The following is a 23,161-nucleotide window of genomic DNA, read 5'->3' on the forward strand; positions in this document are numbered from 1 at the left end:
CTGTCTCAAGGGCTGCGTATACTACGCTACACCTTTTCATTCGTCAAGATCTTTTTTTAAAATTTTTGACCTTGCTCACTAACACTGGTTTTGTCTGCTTGTCGCTGACGCCGTGTCAGTGGATGCGCATTATAGGCACTTCATTTTTTTTGGCAAGTGAAAAATTGCAATTATTTATTTGTTCGAATAAGCTTTAATCAGCATGAACGCTAATACAATGATATTTATTAAGATTATATTCAGTGAATTTTTTAGTTAATTTTTCAACCTGCTGATTATGTAATGTACTTATCACAATATTATCTAGAGTGGATAGTTCGCTTAAACTATTTAGATCATACTGATCATTAAGCAATGTATTGACTCTTGAAGCAATTGCATATCCTGAATCGATGAAAGTTGTATTAGGAAAAAGTATTTTTAACTCATCTTTAATAAATGGATAATGAGTGCAGCCAAGCACAATAGTATCGGGGATAGTAGATAAATTAAGCCATGGCTGCAATAATGTTTCAAGTTGCTGCATATCAACAGCAATCCCTTGTAGCTTATTTTCAGCGATATGAGCTAATTCTGATAAACCAAGTAACTTTACACTACAATCTGGCGCAAATTCTTGGATCAAATTATTTGTATATGCCCGTTGTATTGTTGCCTTTGTTGCCAATAAACCTATGCATTTATTTTTAGTAACTTTGCTGGCAGGCTTAATTGCAGGTACAACACCAACAATTGGAAAGGTAAAGTTTGTTCGTAAACTGGGTAAACAAATAGTGCTAGCGGTATTACATGCAATGACTGCTAAATCAATAGAGTATGATTGTAAAATGGTAGCAATGATACGATTCACTCTAGTGATTAAATATTCAGATGATTTATCACCATAGGGAAAACCTTCATTATCAAAAGCATAAATATAATGTAGATTCGGTATTTTATTATAGATTTCATTATAAATAGATAATCCACCGATACCCGAATCAAAAACTAATACTGTGGGAGATTGTTTTACAATATTCATATATAGTTAATGAAGGTTAAAAAAATAAACGAGCCATATCCTAAATTGATTAAAATTTTATGCAAGTAATTTTGTTTGCGGTAATGCTGGCTTTTTTTAGAATAAATCATTAAAATGGACGTCTAGATGGTAAAACTGCTAAACATAAGCATCTTTCATAGTTATTTTATATTTAGAGAATTGCACTAAATAAGTTAAAGAAGGTAAAACATGTCAGAATTTCTATTTACTTCAGAATCTGTATCAGAAGGTCATCCAGATAAAATAGCCGATCAAATATCTGATGCAGTATTAGATGCTATTTTAGAACAAGATCCTAAAGCACGAGTTGCTTGCGAAACTTACGTAAAAACCGGTATGGCATTAGTCGGTGGAGAAATTACAACTTCGGCTTGGGTTGATATTGAAGAATTAACCAGAAAAACCATTAATGATATTGGTTATACTAGTTCAGAAATGGGCTTTGATGCCAATTCTTGTGCAGTTCTCAATGCAATTGGTAAGCAATCGCCGGATATTAACCAAGGTGTTGATCGTAAAAATCCACTGGAACAAGGTGCTGGTGACCAAGGTATTATGTTTGGCTATGCTACCAATGAAATGCCTAACTTAATGCCAGCAGCAATTAGTTATGCTCATGATCTTATGCGTCGTCAAGCTGAAGTAAGAAAAAATGGTTGTCTCCCATGGTTAAGACCTGATGCCAAAAGCCAAGTCACATTAATTTACCAAGATGGAAAAATTCAAGGCGTTGATACTATAGTTTTATCGACCCAACATTCAGAAGACATTGAACAAAAAGCGTTGCATGAAGCGGTAATGGAAGAGATCATTAAACCAACCCTACCAAGCGAGTGGTTAACTTCAAGAACAAAATATTTTATCAATCCTACTGGACGTTTTGTTATTGGTGGTCCTATGGGAGATTGTGGTTTAACTGGTCGAAAAATTATTGTTGATACTTATGGTGGTGCCGCACGACATGGTGGTGGAGCATTTTCAGGGAAAGATCCTTCAAAAGTGGATCGTTCAGCAGCTTACGCTGCAAGATATGTTGCCAAAAATATTGTAGCCGCAGGACTTGCTGATAAATGTGAATTACAAATTTCTTACGCTATCGGTGTTGCTCACCCAACTTCTATTTATGTTAATACTTTTGGCACTGAAAAAATTGCTCAAGATAAAATTATATCATTAATAAAAGAATTTTTTGATTTACGTCCTTATGGATTAATTCAAATGCTTGATCTTATCCAGCCAATTTATCAAAAAACAGCAAGCTATGGCCATTTTGGTCGAGATATCTTCCCATGGGAAAAAACCGATAAGGCAGCTATTCTTCGCGATGCAGCAGGATTATAAACGCGTACCAATTTATCTCCAAAATCAAGTATTGGCTTGTTTAAGAACACACTTAATTCAAGCCAATCAAATATTAACAACCAATTATAAAGAGCCTAAAATCAGTTACAAACCAAAAGGAACTATTGCTGGCTGCGCATTATTAACCCGTTGGGAAATACAACTTAATAGCACAATGCTCTATGAGAATAGGGAAGATTTTATTAATGAAGTTGTGCCTCATGAATTAGCTCATCTCATTACTTTTCAATATTTTGGTAAAGTAAAACCACATGGCAAAGAATGGCAATATGTCATGTCTGAAATAATGAAAAAAGAACCAAAAGTGACCCATAATTTCAAAATTAAACGCAACGAATATATATATTTTTGTGACTGCCAAGAGCATTATTTATCACCAATACGACATAAAAAAATTATAAATAATAAAACTAGTTATCAATGTCGTAAATGCGGTACTATACTAAAACTTAAAAACATTAGTTAATTTTAAAATAAATTATGCCTAATTTTGATACCCACTTTTACAAAAGTTCTATATTTATTGTACTCTTAAGCTTTTTTTTATATATCGTAGGTAACTTTTGTCTGCCATTATATGGCAAACTAACCGTAAGTTTAGTCGAACATCTCCAGTCATTATTTTTATTATTTATGTGCGGTTATAGCTATTTTTATGCGAAAAGTGTTAAAAATCATTCAAACCTGTATAAATTTTGGATTTGGACAATATTTTGGTGGTTTATGCTGTTTGGTAGAGGTATCAGCTGGGGACGAGATTTTTTCCCAGATGTTCCTCGTTTTTATTATAAAATTATTGCTGGTATTATCATGGCAATTCCATTACTAACTACATTTTTGCCAACTATTCGCCAAGAAATAATTCGTCGATATAAATATGAAACAATTCCGGTCTGGCATCTATTTTTCGCCTTTTTATTCTTAGGTATCGCCGATACTGCTGAACACCGTCGTTTAGGTTACCAATTTTTGGTGTTAGATCCACAGCGCAAAGATTTAATTGAGGAGTTAATGGAAATACCCTGCCTGTTAAGTCTAGCTTTAACTACTTTTTATATGCAAAAAAATGAAAAAAAGAGGTTAAATAAGTCATGTTAAGCTATCGTCATAGCTATCACGCAGGCAATCATGCCGATGTTTTAAAACATATTGTATTAACATTATGTATTAACTCATTAAAAGAAAAAGAAAAACCATTTTTATACTTAGATACTCATTCGGGAGCTGGTCGTTATTTACTACAAAGTGAACATTCTGAAAAAACAGGGGAATATTTATCTGGTATCAATTTAATTTGGCAACAATCCGAAACACCTGAATTACTTAATACTTATTTATCGGTTTTAAAACGTTATAACCCTTTCGATAATTTAAAATATTATTTAGGCTCCCCTTTAATAGCTAAACAATTACTAAGAGAACAAGACAAAATCAATCTTACAGAACTTCATCCTACAGATTATCCATTATTGCGACAAGAATTCAGTAAAGATAAACGGGCCCGAGTTTTAAGAGAAGATGGATTTTCACAATTAAAATCAAAACTACCTCCCGAATCTCGTCGAGGAATTGTTTTGATTGATCCTTCATATGAAATAAAAGATGATTATCAAAAAATCCCTAAAGCATTATTAGAAGCATATAAACGTTTCGCAACTGGCATTTATTTAATTTGGTATCCGGTTGTTTCTCGAACTCAAACGCAAAAGATGATAGATGAAATAGTTAACTTAGGTATTAAGAAAATTTCTCAATTTGAATTTGCAATCAAACCAGATAATAACCAGAAAGGTATGACGGCTTCAGGTATGATCGTTATTAATCCGCCATGGAAATTACAGCAACAAATGCAAACCATTATGCCGTGGTTGAAAAACACCCTTGATACAGAAAAAACAGGGAATTATCTTATTAAGGAATTAGTTCCAGAATGATTTCTAATGGTTATAGATCAAAAATGCGAGAATCTCTCGCATTTTTTATAAATAATATTTAAACAACAACTAAACATTTAAAATTAAGGAAAGAAATGACAAGCAAACAGATAAATCCATAAAATTACAGTTAGAAGCAGGGAAAGAAAAACTGCTGCCGAACCATAATCCTTTGCCCGCCCTGATAATTCATGACGCTCTGTACCAATTCGATCAACAACACATTCAATAGCACTATTGAGTAACTCAACAATCATCACAACGCCAATTGATCCCAATAATAAAATGCGCTCATAAATTGAAAAATCAATTAGCATTACCGTTACATAAGCAATAACTAACAAAATTAATTCTTGTCTAAATGCTGTTTCATATTTTATTGCTGACTTAAATCCTTTTAAAGAATATTTTGTCGCATTAATAATACGTTGCAATCCAGTCGATTTTTCCATCTTTATATTCCAAATTCTAAATTATCGCACATAACCATAGTTCATAAGACGTTGAAATCTTCTTTCAAGCAGTTCAGGTAATGTTAAACCTTGTAATTCATCCAGATCAGCTAATAATTGTTTTTTAAGTGAATTAGCAATAGTTGTATAATCACGATGAGCACCACCAAGAGGCTCAGGTACGACAGAATCGATCAGATTCAATTTTATCAATTTGTCAGCTGTCATATTCATTGCTTCTGCTGCTACTGGCGCTTTATCAGCACTTTTCCATAAAATTGATGCACATCCTTCCGGAGAAATAACGGAGTAAGTACTATACTGTAGCATATTGACTTTATCTGCGACACCAATTGCAAGTGCTCCTCCCGAGCCACCTTCACCAATGACAGTACAAATTGTTGGTACATTTAATCGTGACATCTCACGCAGGTTACGCGCAATTGCTTCTGCTTGTCCTCTTTCTTCTGCACCAATTCCAGGATAAGCTCCTGGCGTATCAATAAATGTAATAATTGGTAACTTAAACCGCTCAGCCAGTTGCATTAATCTCAATGCTTTACGATAACCTTCTGGAGCTGGCATACCAAAGTTACGATAGATTTTCTGTTTAGTTTCACGTCCTTTTTGATGGCCAATCACCATAACAGGGCGATCATCTATACGCGCTATACCACCAACAATTGCCTTATCATCAGCATAGGCTCTATCTCCAGCTAACTCATCAAAATCAGTAAAAATTTCATTGATATAGTCTAATGTGTAAGGACGATTAGGGTGCCTAGCTAACTGAGCCACATCCCAAGGCGATAGATTAGAAAATATTTTTTTAGTCAATTCACGACTTTTCTGATTTAATTGCTTAATTTCTTTATCTAAATTAATATCTAATTCAACTTGTTGCGAATCAATATTCTTTAAGGAATTAATTTTTGCTTCTAATTCCGCTATCGGCTTTTCAAATTCCAAAAAATTGTTCATAACGCTTGTGATTGCCTCTTGTATTATTTGTATTTTATAAAAAATACGTCACTAAATTTAGTATACAGACTATTTATTAAAATAAAATTAAATCAATTTTACTATGTAATTGTCATTGAAGTCATCAATATTTATTATTAATACACTTAAACAGGTTAAATAGCACCTTTAATGTTTATTTAAATCTTTACATCTAAATAGCCCAGATTTTTTATTACTTATTCGATTAATATAACTTAATTAATCAAATTCAAAATTCACACGTTCATTACCTAGTAAGGTTTTTAGTTCTATTATTAATGCATCTTCAGGTACTATACGCCAAGTGGTACCAAATTGCAGGCGTACGATGGAGTCTTCTCTTTGATAATATAAATTAACAGGCACACTACCATGTCGATAAGGTTCTATAATTTGTTGAAGCCTTTGTAGGATTGTCCGATTAACCTCAATATCAGTTAATGTAATAGCTAACCCCTTAACATATTTAGCCCGAGCATCTTTTAAGTCAACAATGTCTCGCACAGATAATTTAAAGCCACCATTGAAATCATCATGACTTACTTGACCAGAAACAATTAAAATTTTATCTTTTACAAGTAAATGCCCAAATTTATCTAATGCTTCAGAGAAAAGCATGCCATCAATTCGTCCTGACCTATCATCTAAAGTGAATAATCCAATTTTATTACCTTTTTTGGTAATCCGAACTCGGGCATCAACAACTATACCGGCAAAAGTAGCCATTTTTCCCCATCCAGTAGGTGCTGCCTCACTAATACGAACACCTCCAGAATATCGATTGAGTTCTTTTAAATATTGGGTAACCGGATGTCCGGTTAAATAAAGTCCTAATGCTTCACGTTCACCATCAAGTAAAACTTGTGCTGGTAATTCAGGTACAGCGGCATATGCGTGCTCAACTTGTTCTGGCTCTTCAGCAAGGACGCCAAACATATCTTCTTGACCAATATTCTGCGCTTTAGCATATTGATCTGCCGCTTGCATGGCATCATTGATACTATGTAAAATAGCCGCTCTATGTGGTCCTAGTTTATCAAAAGCACCAGCCATAGTTAATTTTTCTAACACTCGACGATTAATTTTTTTCATATCCGTTCGAGCACAAAGCTCGAAGATATTTTTAAAATAACCACCGCTATTACGAGCTTCAACAATAGCTTCTATTGGGCCTTCCCCTACTCCCTTTATAGCACCAATACCGTAAACAATTTCACCTTTATCATTCACATGAAAATGGTAAAGACCACTATTAATATCAGGAGGATTAACTTGCAACCCCATTCGTAGACATTCGTCAACTAAACCAACAATTTTATCAGTATTGTCCATATCAGCAGTCATTACTGCAGCCATAAATTCAGCCGGATAATGTGTCTTTAACCATAAAGTCTGATAGGAAACAAGTGCATAAGCAGCAGAGTGAGATTTATTAAAGCCATAACCAGCAAATTTTTCAACCAGATCAAAAATATGCATTGAAAGTTCACCATCAACGCCTTGCTTTTCCGCACCTTCTTTAAAAACAGAACGCTGCTTAGCCATCTCTTCTGGTTTTTTCTTACCCATCGCTCGTCGTAACAAGTCTGCGCCACCTAGCGTATAACCAGATAGTGTTTGGGCAATTTGCATAACTTGTTCTTGATATAAAATTATGCCATAAGTTGGTTCTAATATTGGTTTAAGAGATTCGTGTTGATGATTGATATCTGGATAAGATACTTCTTCTCGTCCATGCTTACGGTCAATAAAATTATCCACCATCCCTGACTGTAACGGCCCCGGTCGAAATAAAGCAACTAAAGCGATCATATCTTCAAAACAGTCGGGCTTTAATCGCCTGATCAAATCTTTCATACCACGCGATTCCAATTGAAAAACCGCAGTTGTTTCAGCCTTTAATAATAATTGGAAAGATTCTTCATCATCTAATGGAATACGAGTAATATCAACTGTTGGCTTACCATCCCTTAACTGGCGCTCATTAATCATTTTAATCGCCCAGTCAATAATGGTTAAGGTGCGTAATCCTAAGAAGTCAAATTTAACCAGTCCTGCATATTCAACATCATTTTTATCAAATTGAGTTACAGGATGGAGCCCCTCGGGATCACAATAAATAGGAGAAAAATCAGTAATCTTAGTTGGTGATATTACGACACCTCCAGCATGTTTACCCGCATTTCGAGTAACACCTTCCAACTGTCTTGCGATATCAATAAGAGACTTAACTTCTTCATTATTATCATAAAGCTCTTGCAATTGTGGTTCAGCTTCAAATGCTTTAGCTAAGGTCATACCAGGATCAAGAGGAATTAATTTTGATATACGATCAACAAATCCATAAGGATGGCCAAGTACTCGCCCTACATCACGAATAACCGCTTTAGCAGCCATAGTACCAAAGGTAATAATCTGAGATACCGCATCCCGACCATACATATCAGCAACGTGATCAATAACCATATCACGCTTTTCCATACAAAAGTCGACATCAAAATCCGGCATAGAAACCCGTTCTGGATTCAAAAAACGTTCAAACAGTAAATCAAATGCTAATGGATCTAAATCAGTTATTTTTAAAGCATACGCAACCAGTGATCCTGCCCCTGAACCACGTCCAGGACCAACGGGAATATCGTTATCTTTCGACCATTGAATAAATTCCATTACGATCAAAAAGTAACCCGGAAACCCCATCTGATTTATTACGTTTAATTCTGTTTCTAATCGCTCATCATATTGTGAACGTTTTTGTTTTCGTTCTTCCGGATCAGGAAAAAGAAATTCTAATCTCTCCTCTAAACCTTCTCGAGATTTATGTACCAAAAAATCTTCCGTCGACATATCACCAGTAGGAAATTGCGGTAGGAAATATTCACCAAGCCTTATAGTAACATTACATCGCTTAGCTATTTCTACGCTGTTTTCTAATGCCTCTGGAATATCTGAAAATAAATCACACATCTCTTGTTCAGTACGCAAATACTGTTCAGCAGAATAATTTTTCGGTCTATTAGGATCGTCAAGTGTATTACCATCATGAATAGCAACTCGAATTTCATGAGCTTCAAAATCCGAAGATTTCAAAAATCGTACATCATTAGTCGCCACAACAGGTAAGGAATATTGTTCAGCTAGCTGAATGGCGCTATGAATAAATAATTCTTCATTAAGCCGATTAGTGCGAACTAATTCAAAATAAAAGTGTTGATTAAAATTTTCTCGATAAAAGTTAATTGCATCTTCAATAATTTCCTGATTATCGCGAATAATACCAATACCTATATCACTGTCACGACCAGCTAATATAATTAAACCATCGCGATGTGACCTTAACCATTCCTGATCAACAACCGGCATATCTCCAATATAGCCACGCTGGTAAGCTTTAGAGATTAATAATGTAAGATTTTGATAGCCTTCATTGTTTGCTGCTAACAATGTTAATCGATAAACATCATCACTTAATTGTGAATTTTTAATGGCTAAATCGGCACCAATAATCGGTTTGATGCCCTTACCCATTGCTGAACCATAAAACTTCACCAGTCCACACAGATTGGTAAAATCAGTAATGGCAAAAGCAGGCATTTGCAACTTGCTTACTTCATTAACTAAAGTACCTACTTTAGCTATGCCATCAATCATTGAAAAATCGCTATGTAAATGAAGATGAATAAACTTAGGTTCAGTCATATTTACCAAAAATAATTACCCAGAAAATTAGCCACAATTATAGCATAAACCATATGAATATTCTTATTGTCTTTATTTATCACTAAATATACCAACTAATCAATTACAAAAACGTCCGTTATAAAACAACGGACGTTAATCAAATTAGTGTAGATAAATGCGAAATGTTATTTGCGTCGTAAACCTTCAGCATTTGCAGCTTTTATTGCTGCAAATACTGTGTCGGGATTGATTTCAGCAGGAGAATTATAAATTGACTCACCTTGCGCACAAGCTAAAATTGCCACTTGCATTAAGTCATCATCACTAACATTAGCTAAGCCAATTTCTGCTAATGTGATTGGCAACCCAACGGACTGACAGAAATCATAAACGGTTTCAATCATTTGTGGATCACTATCAATTAACATTAACATAGCAAGTGTACCAAACGCCACTTTTTCACCATGCCAGTAATCATGTGTCGCTTCTAATGCAGTAAATCCATTATGAATGGCATGTGCAGCTGAAAGGCCACCACTTTCAAATCCTAATCCAGAAAGTAACGTATTAGCTTCGATCACATGTTCCAGTGCTGAGGTTACTACTTTTTGTTCACAGGCATTTTTAGCTTGTACACCATATTTTAACAATATTTCAAAACAAAATTTTGCTAGCGCAAATGCGGTCATTGGGCCAGGTCGCCCACTCATATTCCCTGCTTTTGATTGCCTACAATCTTCGGCTTCAAACCAAGTTGCTAAAGCATCGCCCATACCTGCAACTAAAAATCTTGCAGGAGCATTAGCGATAACTTTTGAATCAACTAAAACAACATCAGGATTTCTTGGTAACACAAAATAGCGTTTAAATTCACCTGTTGAAGTGTAAATTACTGATAAAGCACTGCAAGGTGCATCTGTTGAGGCAAGCGTTGGCACAACAACACAAGGATAATGAATAGTTGCGGCTACAGCTTTCGCTGTATCAATAACCTTCCCTCCACCTATACCAACAATCACATCAATGTTTTGAGATTTGGCTAACTCAATTATTCTTGTAATTTCTTCATCACTACATTCTCGGTTAAAAATATCAACGACACTTTCAATCTTATCTGATAGTGATTTTTCGATAGTTTTAGATAAATTTTTGTGGGCAGATGGACTTTCAAGCAATAACGCTTTTTTTCCAAGTCTCGCTAATTCTTCGCCTAAACTATTTTCAATTGCATTAAAGCCTTGAATGTATCGATTGGGGAAAAGTGCAGTAGTAATCATAATAACAGCTCCTAAAAATTAAAAAATCCTGCATAGATAAATCTTATTACCATTATTCAGCAAAATATTTTTTATCCATGTATTAAGTTAAAACATACGCTTTTATTAATATTAAGCTACTAAATATTTTTAAAAATGAGGTATATGCCACATTTTTTAATCTGTGAAGTGTATTATCAAAAAAAAGATAATAGAATAAGTGATTCCCATCACTTAATTGTGATGGGAAGAAAAAGATTAGATCTTCTTGAATAAAACTGAACCGTTAGTACCACCAAAACCAAATGAATTACAAAGCGCATATTCTAAGTTTTTCACTTGACGAGCTGTATGTGGAACATAATCCAGATCACAACCCTCATCAGGGTTATCAAGATTAATTGTTGGTGGAACAGCTTGATCACGTAATGCAAGCACCGTAAAGATAGATTCAACAGCACCAGCAGCACCTAATAAATGCCCAATCATTGATTTAGTTGAACTTACCATTACTTTATTAGCATTTTCTTGGAAAATACTTTTAACTGCTTGCGTTTCTGCTTTATCGCCAGCCGGAGTTGACGTACCATGCGCATTAATATATCCAACTTGTTCCGCCGTTATACCTGCATCACGAATAGCACATTTCATAGCTAATGCTGCACCACTACCATTTTCTGGAGGTGAAGTCATATGATAAGCATCGCCACTCATACCAAAACCAACGATCTCAGCATAAATTTTAGCGCCACGTTTTTTAGCATGTTCATATTCTTCTAAGAACATGATACCTGCACCATCACCAAGCACAAAACCATCACGATCTTTATCCCATGGGCGACTAGCAGCTTTAGGATTATCATTGTTTGTTGATAATGCACGAGCAGCACCAAAACCACCAATACCCAATGGTGTACTAGCTTTTTCACCACCACCGGCTAACATTGCATCGGCATCACCATAAGCAATCATACGTGCAGCATGACCAATATTATGCACGCCCGATGAACAAGCGGTAGCAATAGTAATACTTGGCCCCTTTAATCCGTAGATAATTGATAAATGGCCAGCAATCATATTGACTATTGTTGATGGCACAAAAAATGGGCTAATTTTACGAGGTCCACCATTGACTAATGCACTATGATTTTCTTCAATTAATCCTAGTCCACCAATACCTGAACCGATAGCACAACCGATGCGTTCTGCGTTTTCTTCAGTAACTTCAATGCCAGCATCTTGCATTGCTTGCATACCTGCAGCAATACCATATTGGATAAAATAATCCATTTTACGAGCATCTTTACGTGAAATATTATAATCTTCGCCATTAAAGTCTTTAACCATCGCTGCGAAGCGGGTTGCAAAAGGGGCTGTATCAAAGTGTTCTATAAGTTCTACGCCACTTTGACCTGCTAATAAAGCTTGCCAAGTAGACTCAACTGTATTACCTAATGGAGATATCATGCCCATTCCAGTAACAACAACTCTGCGTTTAGACACATTGTCCTCCAGAAAAGGATTGAAATGAAATTTGAATCATTGAAAATTTTATTATGAGTTTTCAGAATTAAATTATGTCAAATTCACTCTATAAAAATAGAGACATAAATAAAAACTAGGCGATCATTTGACCGCCTATTGTGAAAACTCTGCTAACCTTATTGATTTGCAGTAATATAATCAATTGCTGATTGTACAGTTGTAATTTTTTCAGCTTCTTCATCAGGAATTTCTGTATCAAATTCTTCTTCTAAAGCCATAACTAATTCAACTGTGTCAAGAGAGTCAGCGCCAAGATCTTCAACGAAAGAAGATTCATTCTTAACTTCGTCCTCTTTCACACCAAGTTGCTCAACAATAATTTTCTTAACTCGCTCTTCAATAGTGCTCATACTCTTTTTTTTCCTATAAATATCGCCGAAAGTGGCGGTGAATGTAAGTTTATAAAATGTTGAAAAAGATGCCAATCATTTTTCAACCCAATTGCTTATTTTTTGTTCAAAACTTCAAATTATTGGTTCATTTTACACTATTCTGATCAATTACACCATATACATGCCGCCATTGACATGTAAAGTTTCACCTGTAATGTAAGATGCTTCATCAGAAGCCAAAAATGCCACCGCATTAGCAATCTCAGCCGGTTCACCTAAACGTCCTGCTGGTACTTGCGCTAATGTTAACGCTTTTTGCTCATCCGTTAGTGCTTCTGTCATATCAGTTGCAATAAATCCTGGTGCAACAACATTAACTGTAATACCACGAGATGCAACTTCACGTGCCAAAGATTTACTAAATCCGATTAATCCGGCTTTTGCTGCAGAATAATTAGCCTGACCAGCGTTACCCATAGTACCTACAACTGAGCCTATAGTAATAATTCGACCATAACGTTTTTTCATCATAGTACGCATTAATGCTTTTGATAAACGAAAAACTGATGTTAAGTTAGTATTTAAAATATCTTGCCATTCGTCTTCTTTCATTCGCATTAATAGATTATCACGGGTAATACCTGCGTTATTAACTAAAATATCAATATCGCCAAACTCCGTTTTAATTGCATTAATAACTGATTCAATAGATGCTTCGTCAGTTACATTTAGTGCTAAACCTTTTCCGTTAGAGCCTAAATATTCACTTATGGCCTGTGCGCCTTTTTCTGTCGTTGCAGTACCAATCACTGTTGCACCACATGCAACTAATTTTTCTGCAATGGCCTTTCCAATCCCACGGCTTGCACCAGTTACTAAAGCAATTTTTCCTGATAGGTTCATAACTACCCCTTTTGTATTCTATTTAGTATTTTCAATTGCAACATCTAATGACGCTTTATCATTAACAGCACAAGCTGATAATGAATCAACAATACGTTTAGTTAAGCCCGTTAAAACTTTACCTGGGCCTATCTCAACTAACAGTGTTACACCTTGTTTTGCCATTTCTTCAACTGTTTCAGTCCAACGAACTGGGCTATATAACTGAGCTATTAATGCCGCTTTAATATTATCTGCCGATGATTCAACTTTTACATCAACGTTATTAATCACAGCAAATTGAGGTGGATTAAACGTCATGTTATTTAAAGTTGTCGCTAGTTTATCAGCCGCTGGTTTCATTAATGCGCAATGTGAAGGAACACTTACCGCCAATGGTAACGCACGTTTAGCGCCGGCCTCTTTACAAAGCGCACCGGCACGTTCAACGGCTTCTTTATTACCGGCAATAACAACTTGGCCTGGTGAATTAAAATTAACTGGCGCAACAATTTGACCTTGAGCCGCTTGTTCACATGCTTTTTGAATTGAATCGTTATCTAAACCAATAATAGCAAACATTGCACCAGTACCACTTGGCACTGCCTCTTGCATTAATTTACCGCGTAACTCTACTAATTTAATAGCGTCTTTAAAATCAATCACACCAGCACATACTAATGCTGAATACTCACCCAAACTGTGACCAGCCATAAATTCTGGTTGAGGGCCATTAATACTTTGCCAAACTCGGTAAATCGCAACCGATGCAGCAAGTAATGCCGGTTGTGTTTGCCAAGTTTTATTTAATTCTTCAGCTGGACCAGCTTGAACTAAAGCCCATAAATCATAACCTAATACTTGTGATGCTTCATCGAAAGTTGATTTCACAACTGGATAATTTTCAGCAAGATCTTTTAACATACCAACAGCTTGTGAGCCTTGTCCTGGAAATACCATTGCAAATTTGGTCATTTTGAAATCCTTGATTACCTAAATAATTTATAAAATTAAAATCTAACGAGTGCTGAGCCCCAAACAAAGCCGCCACCGAAAGCTTCTAATAAAATTAGTTGCCCACGTTTAATACGTCCATCTCGTACACCTGTATCTAATGCACAAGGTACTGATGCAGCAGACGTATTTCCTTGTTTATCAAGTGTAACAATCACCTTACTCATATCCATATCAAGACGTTTAGCTGTAGCTGAAATAATCCGTAAATTAGCTTGATGTGGCACTAACCAATCTAAATCAGATTTATTGAATGTATTTTCGGTTAAAAGTTCATCAACTAGATTAGAAAGTTCTTTGACTGCAATTTTGAATACATCGTTGCCTTGCATTGTCATATAGAGAGGATCATTAAGTGAACGGCGATCAACATATGGGTATTTTAATAATTCGCCATAACGGCCGTCGGCATGTAAATGAGAGGCAATAATACCAGGCTCTTCAGAAGCTCCAACCACAACTGCTCCAGCACCATCACCAAAAATGATAATTGTACCTCTATCTGTTGGATCAACACCACGGGTTAACATATCAGAACCAACAACTAAGGCATATTTTATTACACCACTTTTTACGTATTTATCAGCAATATCTAATGCATAAATAAATCCAGAACAAGCTGCCGACACATCGAAGGCAACCACATCACCGAGATCTAATTTAGCTTGTAATTCTGTAGCCGAGCTAGGAAAAGCATTAGCAGATGTTGCTGTTGCAACAATAATTAAACCAATCTCTTGTTTATCAATATCCGCCATTTCAATAGCTTTAATCGCCGCTTCATAGGCCATACTAGTAACAGTTTCATCGGGTGCAGCTATCCTTCTTTCTTTAATACCCGTACGAGTAGTTATCCATTCGTCACTAGTATCCACCATTTTTTCAAGATCGGCATTAGTTCTTATTTGTTTTGGAAGATAACTTCCTGTTCCTAATATTTTTGTATACATCGAATTATTCGCTCTTGGGTAGTGCAGAAGAAAGGCTATTGGCAATCTTCTCTGGTATATTTGTTTCGATAGCTAAAATAGCTTGCTCTATTGCTGCAAAAAATGATTTTTGATTGGCACTACCGTGACTTTTAATCACAATACTTTGAAGACCAAGTAAACACGCGCCATTATATCGCCCAGGGTCTAAATAACCAAAATTTTTTACTAATTTTCTTTGCAGCCATTTACTCAAAAACTTCATAACTAATGAGTTGTGCCCTAAAAGCATTTTGAACGAAGATAGAAAAATTTTAATTAACCCTTCTACCGTTTTCAAAGTCACATTACCAACAAAGCCGTCACAAACTAATACATCTGTTTTACCAGTTAATAGCTCATTACCTTCTAAATAACCAATATAATTAATTTGATGATTAGCTTTCAAAATAGACGCAGCAGCACGAATTTTATCCAATCCTTTAATGTCTTCTTCACCAATATTAAGCAAAGCAACACGAGGATTTTCAATATGAAGAACCGATTTTGCTAGTATTTCACCCATTATAGCAAATTGAACCAGCATATCGCTATCACATTCAGCATTTGCTCCCAAATCAAGTACCACAGTATTTTGATTATTTAACGCCGGAATGGTGGCAACTAATGCTGGTCTATCAATACCGGTTAGAGAATGTAATAATAACTTAGACAACCCCATCAGCGCACCCGTATTACCAGCACTAACACAAGCTTGAGCTTTATTATTTTTTACTAACTCTAATGCAATTCTCATTGACGAACCTTGACTATGCCTAATCGCATAAGAAGGTTTCATATCATTAGTAATGATAGATGTTGATTCTGTCACCATCAAGCGACCAGTTTCTTGGTACTGGGTAACTAGCTTGGTATTTTCTTTAGATAAAAAAAATCTAACTTCCTTTATGTCACCAACAAGAAAGATAGAAAGATTTGGATAATGATGTAATGCTTGAATTGCAGCAGGAACAACAATACGAGGACCAAAGTCCCCGCTCATAGCATCTAACGCAATGGTTAGATTATCCAAAATGTCACCTGAAGATTTCTAATTACTAATTAATTATTTAGAAATCACTTTTCGGCCGCGATAATAACCATCAGCGGTTACGTGATGACGTAAATGAGTTTTACCTGATTCATCAACTGAGATATTAGCAACAGTTAATGCATCATGAGAACGACGCATACCACGTTTTGCACGAGTTTTACGATTCTGTTGAACAGCCATGGATTTACCCCTTATTCTTTAAACTAACTAAAATTGCAAATGGATTTGGTTTTTCATTCTCAGCAGGAATTTTACCAAACACCATATCTGCCTCTGACACTTCGCAGTGTTTACTATCATGCACCGGCGCAATTGGTAATGAGAGAATAATTTCGTCCTCAATTAACGCTAATATATCTACTTCACCAAACTCGTTAACTAAAACGGGTTCATAATGTTCCGGTAATGTCTCTGCTTGAGCATCGCTCTTAACAGGACTAAATTTATTCATCACATGAACTTCAGTGATAAAAGGTTTAAAACAACGCTGACAAATTTGTTCTAGCGTCATTTTTGCATCAATAGTGATAACGCAAAGTCTTTGCTCATCAAAATCAAAAGACAAATGACATTCGATATCACTTTTTGGACTTTCAATCCTTGTTGCACTTTTTGCTGGATAATATCCAACATAATCAAGTCTTTTTTGTGCTGCTTTGATTGGGTCAATTGTTAATGGTAATTTATTTTGCATAAGATATGCATGCCTACCTTAAAAATTATTAAGTGCAGCTAAAAACCACACAAAGCCATAAGGCGCGCATAATACCTTTAAATCACCATTTCGTCAATGGGCAAGCACATGATAATTTGTTTTAATTGTTGATTATTTCTTAAATATTTATAATTATAATTTTACTTATTTCTTAACAAAAAATTTTGAGGAACGGGGTTTTTTAGCGTTCACAATTGTTATTTATTTAATCACTAAATAACTTGTGTTACTCGCTTAGTTAAATCCCTTTTTTAATTGCAAATTAAATCGAGTTTATTACGATAAACGCCCAAAACTATCTTTTACAATAGCTTGAAAATCATCAAAATTACGACTATTTAACAACCGCTTAGTTGATCTCTCTTTAACAAAATTGACGACTAAGTTATAAATTCGCATCGCATCTTCGTATTCATCTTTGCTAATTGCTAATAAGAAAATAACATGCGCAATTTCATTTTTATTCCATTCAATACCTTGAGGAGCCAAAATAGTGGTAACTACTGTCTTTTTGGCCAACAACCCAACTGAATGAGGAATAGCAATATTTTCACCTATTAAAGTCGATACAATACTTTCTCGTTCTACTACCGATGGATAAAAGTCCTTTCCCACATATCCAAATTTTTCCAGCCGTTGACAAACTCTCTGGAATAGTTCGCTTTGTGTCATCGGTTTGTCAATAATTAGGAAAAATTTTTCATTAAAAAAACGCTCAATAATATATGGCATAGTGCGATCAACCATTGATAAACGCCCTAATTGTTCTAGTTGATAAGGCGTTGGAAATGGTGCTATTTTCACTATTTGCTTATCTTTTTCGTTTAAGCGAACCGTCGATACCACAAAATCTTCTTCAATATGCGTTAACTGTTCATATTCTCTATAAGAAATCGTTCGATTAATTAAAATATGAGGAAAATCGCGTTTAATTTTTGATTCAATCATACGCAAAGTAGCGTTACCCAATTCACTGACTAATAAAATTTGCACTAATCTTTTATATCCTGCACTATAATTGCGCTCTAATGCTACCCCTATATGAATTGCTAAATAGCTAATTTCGTCTTCAGTCATTTTCACATCAGTAAACTTAGGAATATTCGCTAATGCCGATAAAGTAATATCATAAGCAAAAGGATAATATTGTTTAATTTCATGTAATAACGGATTAGAAGTATGAATTTGATATTTTATACGAGATAGCAACGATGAAATATGAATTAACATATCTTGACGTAGCTTCATATCTTGTTTCAAATTATAGTGATAAGAATCATTGATATAAGATAAGATATGTTCAAATAACTCTAAACTTTTAGCTTGATTAGGTGATTCCATAATAGTGCGCGACATAATCTGCACACATAAATAGTTAAATTCAGCATCAGAAAGGGTACTACCTAAAAAATAGGAGAAGCCTTCAGAAACCTCACGTGCAGCGCCAATAACTGTCGAATCAATATTATCGACTTGATATTCGACTAATTCATACCCTTGCGTAATTCTGGTGATTGAAACGGCACAACAATAGAGCAAATATCCTTGCCCTTCCGAGGTTAATTTTAATTCAAAACGTTCAAACTGATTTTGTAGGACATTTTCCAGATAATCTAAATCAATATCAGATAATATCGTCTGAATTAACCGATTAACATTGATAGTGTCCCCTGTGATATGGTGTTGCCATAAAATATCAGTTAAACATGCTCGAATAGCCGATTCCTCACCAACTAATCGCATACCTGAATAAGGACGATTATCCAGCGATAAATGGTATTTATCCAGATATTGCTTAACTTCAATAACATCATTTTGTAATGTATTACGGCTCAAAAACCATTCACCAGCAATATCATCCAATTTTACCGACTTTGATTGAGTTAAAAATGCAATTAATAAAGCGGAAACGCGCTCTTTATTAGTTCGAGGAACTCGTTCTATTTGCTGAACAATCGGAATGGTTGCATACAGATTAGGATCTGTTATGACAAGGTGATAACCAACGTTTTTAATATAATCAACTTGCGCACCATACTTATTTAATACATCGTTAAGAGCAACAATATCAGACCGAATTGTTCTGATTGATACTGTAAAACGATTTGCTAGCTCTTTTTGAGGTAGCAATTCGTTTTTTATCGTATCAAAAATATACGCTAATCGTTGATAAGGGAATAGCAATTTAGATGCCATTACTCATCCTGCTAACTTTTGCGTAATCGCTAATAGTTGTTTAACATCTTCAGTTCTTGTCGCCCCAGTTGTTTTATCAATAATTGAGGTATAAATATGTGGAATAACTTTTTTCACACCAGCATTCAAGGCAATTTTTAAAATTGTTTCATAATTGTCTAAATCGATACCACCAGTAGGTTCTAGATAGAAATTATGTTCAGCACAGCATTTAGCCACATACTCATATTCATCTATATGTTTTAACCCACCCATAGGGAAATATTTAATTGAGCTTCCTCCCATATCTTTTAATAAAGCAATAGCGGTTTCAACCGGAACGATAGCAGCTGGTGATTTTGAGCTTAGTGGTCCTGTAGCTATATTAACTAATCCTACTTTCCCTGTTGGTGATACAAGACCATTAATTACCGTTTCTTTTTGTCCTAATAAAGCACGACTTGTTGCCACCCCTGTAAAAACTTGATTAACATGTTGAGGCTGTAGAACTGCAGATATTTCTGACACCATAGTAGATTGATTAGGATCACCCGCTCCCAGACCAACTGAAATAGCATTATCAATGGCTAACGCATATTTTTTCATATCTTCTATTGCTTGCTGATTATCTGGATAATTTTTAGATAACACTCCCACAACAACATAAGTTTGTGCAGCTTCATAAATAGCACTAGCATTATCAATTGAATTGGCTAATACGTTTAAACAAACGCGATCGTTAAAATAATTTGGTGTCAATTGCATTATTTAACTCCTTGGATAATTTTTATAATTTTGTTATAGACAATATCAAGCTGTTCCGCCGTTACACTACGAACATCTGCATCTACTTTACCCTCATTGGCTTTATATTCCCGAAAATAGACTGCAATCTCGCCTTGCTTCATCAGGTCTATCATTTCAACAGCACTTTTACCAATAACCTTTGCATCAAATGATATTTCTGCACGAGCAATATCTCGGCCAGCACCATCCCAGACAACTTTTGCCGATATACCATTAATAGAATTTAACTTTTCGATAAATGGTGTCATTTTGACAACCATTTCTTGCCCAGTTTCTTGTTTAGGATCGTTAATATATAACTCAATTGCCCTGGTTAAGCCTAAAATACCTTCTTTACCAACCTTCATTGGTCGGCCAATACCTTGAGACTGAAGTTTAAGCCATTCAATAGCTTGGTGGCGGCCAATAACTAAGCCACTAGTTGGCCCTTCAATTGCTTTTGCACCACTATAAATAACTAAATCAGCGCCTTGTTGATAATAGGTTTGTAAATCCTCTTCCGCTGCGGCATCAACAATTAATGGAATATTATATTTTTTGGCCACTGTTACGGCTTGCGCAACTGATAACATACTTTTTTGCACACAATGATGTGATTTAACATATAAAATAGCCGCGGTATCAGAATTAATTAATGATTCAATGTGCTCTGGTTTGCACTCATTTGCATAACCCGCTTCAACCACAATTCCACCACCTAGAGCGACCATAGTACTAATAGGTGCACCAAAATTTACGTTATGTCCTTTTGGCACAATAATTTCCCTTGCTACCCATTTATCAGAACTATGTAAATTAAATAATAAATCACGATCATCTTTAACGATTAAACCTGCGACAGCTTGCGCAATGCCAGCCGAGGCACATGATACGACCACAGCGTTTTCGACATTGAGTAATTTAGCAATGTATTGACCCGTTTTATCAACTAAATCTTTTATTTCAAAATATTCATTTAATCCGTGGGATACAGTATCTACCACTTCTGCTCTGGGTGTTGAAACACCTAAAATAGTCATTCGCCCCGAAGCATTAATCACTTTTTTCAAGTGGTATTTACTGTATATTTCTTTTTCAGTTTGAGATTCTGAGCTCATTTTTACTACCTTCTTGTGTTATTTCAATATGTGTAACTTTTTTGGTTGTATTTGTTACGATAGAGGCTAAAGGAACAAACTGTTCATGGCATTCCCTCTGCTCACCTTCTGAATCAGTTAAAGAGACGGTTTGCTGTTTTATATCAAAAATAGTCAAATCGGCATCATAGCCAATAGCTATTTCCCCTTTATTATTTAAATGCAATATTTGTGCCGCATTTTTAGTGACACTATCAATAATTCTAGTTTTGCTATAACCTAGACAGATAAATTTATTCATCACATTTGCTAAGCTAAATACAGGACCTTGCAAGCGATTTTTAGAATATATATCAGAGCTAATAGTGTTTGGATAAACATCTAAGCATTTAGCTCGCTCAGCTACCGAAAAACTGAAACTTTCACCACCATGACCAATATCTAAAATCACCCCACGTTCAATGGCGCGTTTAATTGAATCACGCAGATTATTCTGCTTATCAAATATTTGGTTTGGCTTACCATTAAAACAATGAGTAATAATATCGCCTTTAGTTAATAAATCTGCAATTTCATCAAGTTCAGGCGGATTATTTCCTACATGAATCATTAGTGGCAAACCCGTCTTTTTCTGCATCTCTTTCGCTTTGATTAACGGTAAAATACCATTTTCGCCAACAACGCTACGACTCATCCTAACTTTTATTCCAATAATAAAATTAGGATATTTAACTAAAGTTTGGTCAAATAACGGCACATCGATATCTTGCATATCAGCAAGCTCACTCTGCCTTATTAAGCCAATTTTTGAGATATTTAAAAAAGAATAAACATGAGTTTTAGCCTGCATCGCTAAATCATAAAATTCGTCCGCATCAAGTGCGCCAACACTGCCGGCATCAACCACTGCCGTCACACCAGTTTTAACACCAATGAGATCTGGTTCATCGTGGTAAATTGGTGAGTGAGCAAAGCAATGAGTATGGGAATCTATCCAGCCGGCACTTATATAGTGTTGATTTTGTAAATCCAATACTTGATTTGATGTTGCGATTATATTTTTGCCAATTTCCACAATTTTGCCTTGTTGAATGGCAATATCGGTTATTGAATTATCAATGAATTTGGCATTTTTTATAATTAAATCATACATAATTTAATCCAATCCCCTCGACCATAATCATGATAGAGGGGACATAATATTATATAATTGGGAAGATACCGCCAAAAATCATGGCACCTAATATTGCACCACCTGTAATAGGCTTTTTCCATACATAAAATAATAGTGCACCAAGCAATGACCCTATACCAATAGGAATAGATGCAACCATAGCTGATAAAATAATCATTGGACCAAGAAATCGACCTGATGCATTTCCCGCTCCCATCATGACATCTGCGCCAAAGGTTGATCCACCACCACTGTTAACTGTAAATTTACGAATAAGGATGATAAGTAAGCCGATTACCATACCGAGCAATAAACCGGTTAATAACGCTACCAAAAAATTCTCAATTGGCAATGTATAGCCACCAGCTAATAGCAACGCTGGCACACCTAAACCAATACCTGTTTGTAGCGCACCACCAATATCAAGTATCCCAACCAGCGATCCCTCAATGACACGCGCAAATAAAAAGCTAGCACCAAAAGCGGCTACTGCACCATAATCGCCTGTCGTCATACCTGATTTAAGCATTGCAACAAATGCTATTTCGTTAAAAGCACCAATCCCATATACATAAAAAGTATGTGTTCCAGCGAAAATACCTGCAGAGAGTAATCCACAAAGAATAGGGAATGACCAATCGGCATACCAAAAACTTTTATTAATGGTTGTTTGAGTATTCATAATCTGTT

Annotated in this window: 22 protein-coding genes; 4 read left to right on the forward strand and 18 right to left on the reverse strand. The window is 35.4% G+C overall.

The annotated features are described in order from the left end of the window. Positions 1 to 193: 193 nt before the first annotated feature. On the reverse strand, positions 194 to 1,021 hold the full coding sequence (murI, locus tag H3S74_RS10640; protein WP_110448539.1) for a glutamate racemase: 828 nt from the start codon (positions 1,019 to 1,021) through the stop codon (positions 194 to 196). Positions 1,022 to 1,231: 210 nt separating this feature from the next. On the opposite strand from murI, the gene metK reads away from it, so the two are divergent. The 4 genes from metK (at position 1,232) to H3S74_RS10660 (ending at position 4,338) form a co-directional block, all read left to right on the forward strand. Further along, complete coding sequence (metK, locus tag H3S74_RS10645) at positions 1,232 to 2,383, forward strand: methionine adenosyltransferase (RefSeq protein WP_110448540.1); 1,152 nt, start codon at positions 1,232 to 1,234, stop codon at positions 2,381 to 2,383. Then, entirely contained in the window at positions 2,367 to 2,870 is a 504-nt protein-coding gene (locus tag H3S74_RS10650) for a SprT family zinc-dependent metalloprotease (protein ID WP_110448541.1), read from the forward strand. The genes metK and H3S74_RS10650 overlap by 17 nt, the downstream gene beginning before the upstream one ends. A 257-nt stretch (positions 2,871 to 3,127) precedes the next feature. Beyond that, on the forward strand, positions 3,128 to 3,502 hold the full coding sequence (locus tag H3S74_RS10655; RefSeq protein ID WP_110448542.1) for a hypothetical protein: 375 nt from the start codon (positions 3,128 to 3,130) through the stop codon (positions 3,500 to 3,502). After that, positions 3,496 to 4,338, forward strand: coding sequence for a 23S rRNA (adenine(2030)-N(6))-methyltransferase RlmJ (locus tag H3S74_RS10660; protein ID WP_110448543.1), 843 nt, complete (start codon positions 3,496 to 3,498; stop codon positions 4,336 to 4,338). The genes H3S74_RS10655 and H3S74_RS10660 overlap by 7 nt, the downstream gene beginning before the upstream one ends. 83 nt (positions 4,339 to 4,421) lie before the next feature. Here the strand turns inward: H3S74_RS10660 and H3S74_RS10665 are convergent, their stop codons facing one another. The 17 genes from H3S74_RS10665 to H3S74_RS10745 form a co-directional block, all read right to left on the reverse strand. Then, positions 4,422 to 4,790: a diacylglycerol kinase gene (locus H3S74_RS10665; RefSeq protein ID WP_110448544.1), complete on the reverse strand. Its 369-nt coding sequence runs from the start codon at positions 4,788 to 4,790 to the stop codon at positions 4,422 to 4,424. 21 nt (positions 4,791 to 4,811) lie between these two features. Beyond that, the gene (accA, locus tag H3S74_RS10670; protein WP_110448545.1) at positions 4,812 to 5,771 is read right to left on the reverse strand and encodes an acetyl-CoA carboxylase carboxyl transferase subunit alpha; all 960 of its coding nucleotides are present in this window, start codon (positions 5,769 to 5,771) and stop codon (positions 4,812 to 4,814) included. A 240-nt stretch (positions 5,772 to 6,011) separates the two neighbouring features. Beyond that, positions 6,012 to 9,491, reverse strand: a complete 3,480-nt coding sequence (gene dnaE, locus H3S74_RS10675; RefSeq protein ID WP_198247858.1) for a DNA polymerase III subunit alpha — start codon at positions 9,489 to 9,491, stop codon at positions 6,012 to 6,014. 167 nt (positions 9,492 to 9,658) lie between these two features. Continuing rightward, positions 9,659 to 10,750: a glycerol dehydrogenase gene (locus H3S74_RS10680; RefSeq protein ID WP_110448547.1), complete on the reverse strand. Its 1,092-nt coding sequence runs from the start codon at positions 10,748 to 10,750 to the stop codon at positions 9,659 to 9,661. A 237-nt stretch (positions 10,751 to 10,987) separates the two neighbouring features. Further along, positions 10,988 to 12,232 carry a beta-ketoacyl-ACP synthase II gene (fabF, locus tag H3S74_RS10685; RefSeq protein ID WP_065614599.1) on the reverse strand — a complete coding sequence of 415 codons (1,245 nt, stop codon included), beginning with the start codon at positions 12,230 to 12,232 and terminating at the stop codon, positions 10,988 to 10,990. Positions 12,233 to 12,390: 158 nt separating this feature from the next. Then, positions 12,391 to 12,624, reverse strand: coding sequence for an acyl carrier protein (acpP, locus tag H3S74_RS10690; RefSeq protein WP_025316503.1), 234 nt, complete (start codon positions 12,622 to 12,624; stop codon positions 12,391 to 12,393). Positions 12,625 to 12,774: 150 nt separating this feature from the next. Next, the gene (fabG, locus tag H3S74_RS10695; RefSeq protein WP_110448548.1) at positions 12,775 to 13,509 is read right to left on the reverse strand and encodes a 3-oxoacyl-ACP reductase FabG; all 735 of its coding nucleotides are present in this window, start codon (positions 13,507 to 13,509) and stop codon (positions 12,775 to 12,777) included. Between the two features lie 18 nt (positions 13,510 to 13,527). Next, entirely contained in the window at positions 13,528 to 14,463 is a 936-nt protein-coding gene (fabD, locus tag H3S74_RS10700; protein WP_198247859.1) for an ACP S-malonyltransferase, read from the reverse strand. A 35-nt stretch (positions 14,464 to 14,498) separates the two neighbouring features. Next, the gene (locus H3S74_RS10705; RefSeq protein WP_110448550.1) at positions 14,499 to 15,452 is read right to left on the reverse strand and encodes a beta-ketoacyl-ACP synthase III; all 954 of its coding nucleotides are present in this window, start codon (positions 15,450 to 15,452) and stop codon (positions 14,499 to 14,501) included. A gap of 4 nt (positions 15,453 to 15,456) precedes the next feature. After that, positions 15,457 to 16,503, reverse strand: coding sequence for a phosphate acyltransferase PlsX (gene plsX, locus H3S74_RS10710; RefSeq protein WP_232350190.1), 1,047 nt, complete (start codon positions 16,501 to 16,503; stop codon positions 15,457 to 15,459). A 33-nt stretch (positions 16,504 to 16,536) separates the two neighbouring features. Next, a complete protein-coding gene (rpmF, locus tag H3S74_RS10715; protein WP_025316508.1) occupies positions 16,537 to 16,704 on the reverse strand; it encodes a 50S ribosomal protein L32 in 168 nt (55 codons plus the stop codon). Positions 16,705 to 16,708: 4 nt separating this feature from the next. Continuing rightward, positions 16,709 to 17,218: a 23S rRNA accumulation protein YceD gene (gene yceD / locus H3S74_RS10720; protein WP_198247860.1), complete on the reverse strand. Its 510-nt coding sequence runs from the start codon at positions 17,216 to 17,218 to the stop codon at positions 16,709 to 16,711. Positions 17,219 to 17,515: 297 nt separating this feature from the next. Then, the gene (locus H3S74_RS10725) at positions 17,516 to 19,435 is read right to left on the reverse strand and encodes a transcription antiterminator (RefSeq protein ID WP_198247861.1); all 1,920 of its coding nucleotides are present in this window, start codon (positions 19,433 to 19,435) and stop codon (positions 17,516 to 17,518) included. Between the two features lie 3 nt (positions 19,436 to 19,438). Further along, a complete protein-coding gene (locus tag H3S74_RS10730; RefSeq protein WP_198247862.1) occupies positions 19,439 to 20,179 on the reverse strand; it encodes a KDGP aldolase family protein in 741 nt (246 codons plus the stop codon). Then, the gene (locus H3S74_RS10735) at positions 20,179 to 21,318 is read right to left on the reverse strand and encodes a DgaE family pyridoxal phosphate-dependent ammonia lyase (RefSeq protein WP_198201735.1); all 1,140 of its coding nucleotides are present in this window, start codon (positions 21,316 to 21,318) and stop codon (positions 20,179 to 20,181) included. Before H3S74_RS10735 ends, H3S74_RS10730 begins: the two co-directional genes overlap by 1 nt. Next, positions 21,296 to 22,450 (reverse strand): amidohydrolase/deacetylase family metallohydrolase, encoded by a 1,155-nt coding sequence (locus tag H3S74_RS10740; RefSeq protein ID WP_198247863.1) that lies wholly within the window; start codon positions 22,448 to 22,450, stop codon positions 21,296 to 21,298. The genes H3S74_RS10735 and H3S74_RS10740 overlap by 23 nt, the downstream gene beginning before the upstream one ends. A gap of 49 nt (positions 22,451 to 22,499) precedes the next feature. Further along, positions 22,500 to 23,153 (reverse strand): DUF4310 family protein, encoded by a 654-nt coding sequence (locus H3S74_RS10745; RefSeq protein ID WP_086358844.1) that lies wholly within the window; start codon positions 23,151 to 23,153, stop codon positions 22,500 to 22,502. Positions 23,154 to 23,161: the final 8 nt, after the last annotated feature.

This window comes from Gilliamella sp. W8126 (assembly GCF_016102185.1).
GTDB lineage: Bacteria > Pseudomonadota > Gammaproteobacteria > Enterobacterales > Orbaceae > Gilliamella > Gilliamella apis_A.